The organism is uncultured Veillonella sp. (assembly GCF_905209685.1).
Classification (GTDB): domain Bacteria; phylum Bacillota; class Negativicutes; order Veillonellales; family Veillonellaceae; genus Veillonella.
Genome location: NZ_CAJLUB010000132.1, coordinates 1 through 4,496 on the forward strand (window position 1 = coordinate 1; position 4,496 = coordinate 4,496).

The 4,496-nt window shown below is 38.6% G+C and carries 5 protein-coding genes; all 5 read right to left on the reverse strand.

Features of this window, described 5'->3' with window-relative positions:
* Nucleotides 1-329, reverse strand: a 329-nt coding sequence (argB, locus tag QZ055_RS08180; protein ID WP_295825961.1) for an acetylglutamate kinase, incomplete at its 3' end; no start/stop codon positions are given.
* Nucleotides 330-339: 10 nt separating this feature from the next.
* On the reverse strand, nucleotides 340-1,290 hold the full coding sequence (gene argC, locus QZ055_RS08185; RefSeq protein ID WP_295825965.1) for an N-acetyl-gamma-glutamyl-phosphate reductase: 951 nt from the start codon (nucleotides 1,288-1,290) through the stop codon (nucleotides 340-342).
* A 110-nt stretch (nucleotides 1,291-1,400) separates the two neighbouring features.
* On the reverse strand, nucleotides 1,401-2,411 hold the full coding sequence (argF, locus tag QZ055_RS08190; protein ID WP_363178955.1) for an ornithine carbamoyltransferase: 1,011 nt from the start codon (nucleotides 2,409-2,411) through the stop codon (nucleotides 1,401-1,403).
* 19 nt (nucleotides 2,412-2,430) lie between these two features.
* Nucleotides 2,431-3,618, reverse strand: coding sequence for a M20 family metallopeptidase (locus QZ055_RS08195; protein ID WP_119209382.1), 1,188 nt, complete (start codon nucleotides 3,616-3,618; stop codon nucleotides 2,431-2,433).
* 344 nt (nucleotides 3,619-3,962) lie between these two features.
* A partial coding sequence (locus QZ055_RS08200; protein WP_295825967.1) for a metallophosphoesterase occupies nucleotides 3,963-4,496 on the reverse strand: 534 nt, incomplete at its 5' end.

Sequence of the window (4,496 nt, forward strand, 5' to 3'; positions counted from 1 at the left end):
AGACCTTTATTAACCTTACCGGCTAATACCATTTGTACTACATCCATTGTCGCTTCATCAGTGACGCGTAAGCCATTTGCAAAATGTGATTCAATTTGCATAGCATCCAGTGTACTATTAATGGCTGGACCGCCGCCATGAACGAGCACAACTTTCACACCTACTAATTGGAGTAATAGTAAATCCTTCATGACAGATTTTTTTAATTCTTCATCAATCATGGCATTGCCGCCATATTTAACGACAACGTATTGATCAGTATATTGTTTAATATATGGAACGGCCGCAGTTAGGATATGCGCCCGCATTGCATTTGTTACGTCCTTCATAGTTCCCTCTCTAACCTAATACTAGGCCTGTATCCTCTGGTAAGCCTAATGCGATGTTCATGCATTGAACGGCAGCACCAGATGCACCTTTACCTAAATTATCGAAAATGGCATTAACCATGATGCGTTCATCATTACCAGTTACATAGATTTTCATGCTATCTGTATTGCTCATTTGATTGGCATTTAACATACCAGTATTGCTGTTCTCAGTAAATGGTACGACAGTAACGACTGTGCTATCTTTGTAAAAATCTTCCAATGCCTGTTGTACTTTATCGATACTAACCGGCTTTTGACATAAACGACTATGGATACCTACGGTAACTTCCATACCGGAATAATAGTCATCAACGATAGGGATAAAAATAGGTGCTTCACTAAGACCACAAACATGTTGAACCTCTGGCAAGTGCTTATGCTGTTGACTTAGACCATATTGACGCGGTGCATAGAGGAAATAATCCTTTGGTTCACTTTCATATTGACCAATCATCTTTTTACCACCCCCACTATATCCGGTTAAGGATGTAATAGTGAAAGGATAATCTGTTGGCACAAGACCTGCTTTTACAAGAGGTGCGATACAAGCAATCATACCGCTCGCATGACAGCCTGGGTTGGCAATATGTTTTTCTGTACTGATAGCCGTTTTATAATTAGCACCAAGTTCTGGGAAACCATAAGCCCAATCATCAGCAGTTCTAAATGCAGTGGATGTATCAATTACCTTACAAGGCAAATCACCGATAGCCGCCATGATTTCTTTAGATGCCGCATCAGGCAAGCAGAGAAATACAATATCTGCCTCTTTAGCTACCGCTTTAATAGCCTCTACATTTTTACGATCCTCATCAGCAGTAGCCAATAATTCTATATCTTTTCTATCAGATAACCGTTCATGAATTCTTAAACCTGTCGTACCTTCGTGACCGACAATAAATACTTTATAGGGTGCCATAGTAAACCTCAATTCTCACCTATTGGTGACTCACACCTATTTATACAGCCCCTCAGCTATGATAAATAGGAAACAAACTATACCATACATCACCTTCTAGGGAGATGAAATTATTTCAATGGATAGTCACTAAATGTAGCAACCATAACCGCCTTAATGGTATGGAGACGATTTTCTGCTTCTTGGAATGCTAAAGAATTTGGTCCTTCAAATACCTCTTCCGTTACTTCAATACCATTCATACCGAACCGTTCAAATATATCCTTACCTACTTGAGTTTCAGTATTGTGGAACGCTGGTAAGCAGTGACAGAACTTTGTATTTGGATTACCTGTTAATGCCATCATTTCTGCGTTAACTTGGAATGGTTTAAACGTATTAATACGTTCCTCCCACATATCATAAGTATCACCCATGGTTACCCATACACCTGTGTAGATAACATCTAAGCCTTTAACACCTTCAGCTACATTATCTGTACATGTAATAGTAGCACCTGTTTCTTTTGCAACTTTCAAGCATTCTTCATAGAATGGACCTTCTGGCCAGTATTGTTTAGGACCGATAAGTCTGAAATCCATACCCATTTTAACGGCGCCACTCATTAAGGCATTACACATATTAGATTGACCATGACCCACATAAGCATAAGAGATTTCATTCAATGGTTTATCGATATTTTCTTGAAGCGTCAAGAAATTCGCTAATGTTTGTGTAGGGTGATCCATATCAGTAAGACCATTCCAAACAGGTACGCCAGAATAATCAGCTAATGTATCTACATCGGCTTGATCAAAACCTCTGAACTCGATAGCATCGTACATAGAGCCTAGAACACGAGCTGTATCCTTTAAGGATTCTTTTTTATTCATTTGGGAGCCTGTAGGGCCAAGATATGTTGTATGAGCACCTTGGTCCGCAGCACCGACTTCAAAGGCACAACGTGTCCGTGTAGAGTCCTTTTCAAAAATTAATGCAAAGTTTCTACCTACTAATGTTTTGATTTCTTTACCTGCTTTTTTATCGGCTTTTAATTTTGCGGCCAAGTCCAAGAAGTATTTAATTTCTTCTGGTGTATATTGAAGCATTGTTTTAAATGATGTATGTTGTAAACTTTTCATGATAACCTCTTATTTCAAACTACTTTTTTTCTTGTAAAAATTCGGCGGCAATAGCTGCCATCATTGTTATACCAGGTTCCAAGATACTTTCATCGATGGTAAAAGCCTCATTATGTAACGCTGGGTTGCCATCAAATCCTGTACCTAACCAAAGAAAGGCACCTTTGATTTTATGAAGATACGCGGAGAAGTCTTCTGCTGCCATAGACGGGAATTCAGGATGTACCACCGCTTCTTTCCCAAGATATTTCTCTACAATAGATGTGGCATAATCGATGGCGTCTGGATTGTTGATAGTAGCACCATGACCACGTTTATAATCTAAGGTACTCTTTGTTTTTAATAACATGTCGAGAGCTTGTAAACTTTCACCTAAACGACGTTCAATATAATCTCGTTTTTCAGGTGCATAGGTACGGCATGTACCTTCAAGATATACATCGCCACAGCCTACATTGTATCGGTCACCACCATTAATCACACCGATGGTGCACACGAGATTTTCCATTGGGTTCGTTTCACGAGCTACTATGGATTCAACATTTACAATCCAGTTAGCAGCGGCTACGATGGCATCCACCCCATTATGAGGTTCCGCACCATGAGTCGATTTTCCTTTAATATGCACGAGGAAGTGATCCGATGCAGCCATTAAGTTACCTTTTTTGAGACCTACAGTACCAACCGGAAGTTGAGGCCATACATGAAGACCATATATCTCATCTACGTCATCAAGGATACCACTATCTACAATGCCTTGTGCACCTGGGAATAGCGCTTCCTCTTCAGAAGGTTGGAATACAAGCTTTACAGTGCCATGTAATTGGTCTTTAATAGACTGTAAAATGGCTGCGGCACCAAGCAAAATTGCAATGTGGCTATCATGACCACATGCATGCATAACGCCGTCATTTTCTGATGCAAATGGCAAGCCTGTCGTTTCATGAATTGGCAATGCGTCTATATCGGCACGCAATGCGATTACCGGTCCCGGTTGGGCCCCTTCGATTTTACCGATAACGGCATAGTCGGAAACATCATTTACAAAGGGAATACCTAATTCACCAAGAACCTTTTGAATAAATAAGGATGTATTTTTTTCTTTACCAGATAATTCTGGATGACTATGAATATATCGACGCCATTCCACAACTTGTTCTTTATATTGGGAGGCATATTTCTTAATCAAATCTTGTAATGTGCTCATTACTCTATCTCCTTTATACACCTTATGCATATTTTATACATATTTTGTGTATTTTTATAACTCATGTACGTATTATAATACTATTGCTCATATTATTCAAGGTTTATACATAATTATTGTATTTTTATTTGTCATGCTATGAATTAATTTTTATCATAGTCCTTAAAACTGTAATTTACATGAACTTAATTTAGCATATAAAACACCTAATAAATATATATTTATTATTTATATATTGACCTATTCAATCGATACATTTCAAAAAACAATTTGTATAAACACACAAAAAAGACACCTCCCAAGGAAGGTGTCTTTTGCTTATCTCTTCTTATATTCTTGTATTTTTATTTCTCTATAACTGACTCATCCAGCTGTGTACCATCAGGTAAGAAAGCTTTTACAATCAATTTATTTGGTGTAACAGTCATCGTCATATAGTTATTTTTTTCACGATCTGGTGCCACGTATACATCTAAAGGATGCTCTTTCCATTTAGGGCGGCCAGCATCTCCGGCTATACCAGTAAGGATATATAGTGGCCCCGATGCATCACGCTCAAAGTTGCGCACATGACCTCTATTGCGATAAGAGTGTAAATGAGCAGATAGCACTAAATCTACATTAAACTCATCAAAGATAGGCATAAATAATACACCCTCTTCATCAAAGCCTGCTGCACGACTTGCGCCAGGACGGTCAAAAGCATATTGGAATGGATCGCGATGCATGAGAACGACAGTCCACTTTTTCGTATTAGCTGCCAAATCTTGGCGTAGCCATTGAACCTCTATATCGTATAGATCAGGATGATGCGTATCATGATTGTCCTCATGATTACTTTCATATAACATCGTATCTAATACAACGTAATGAACATC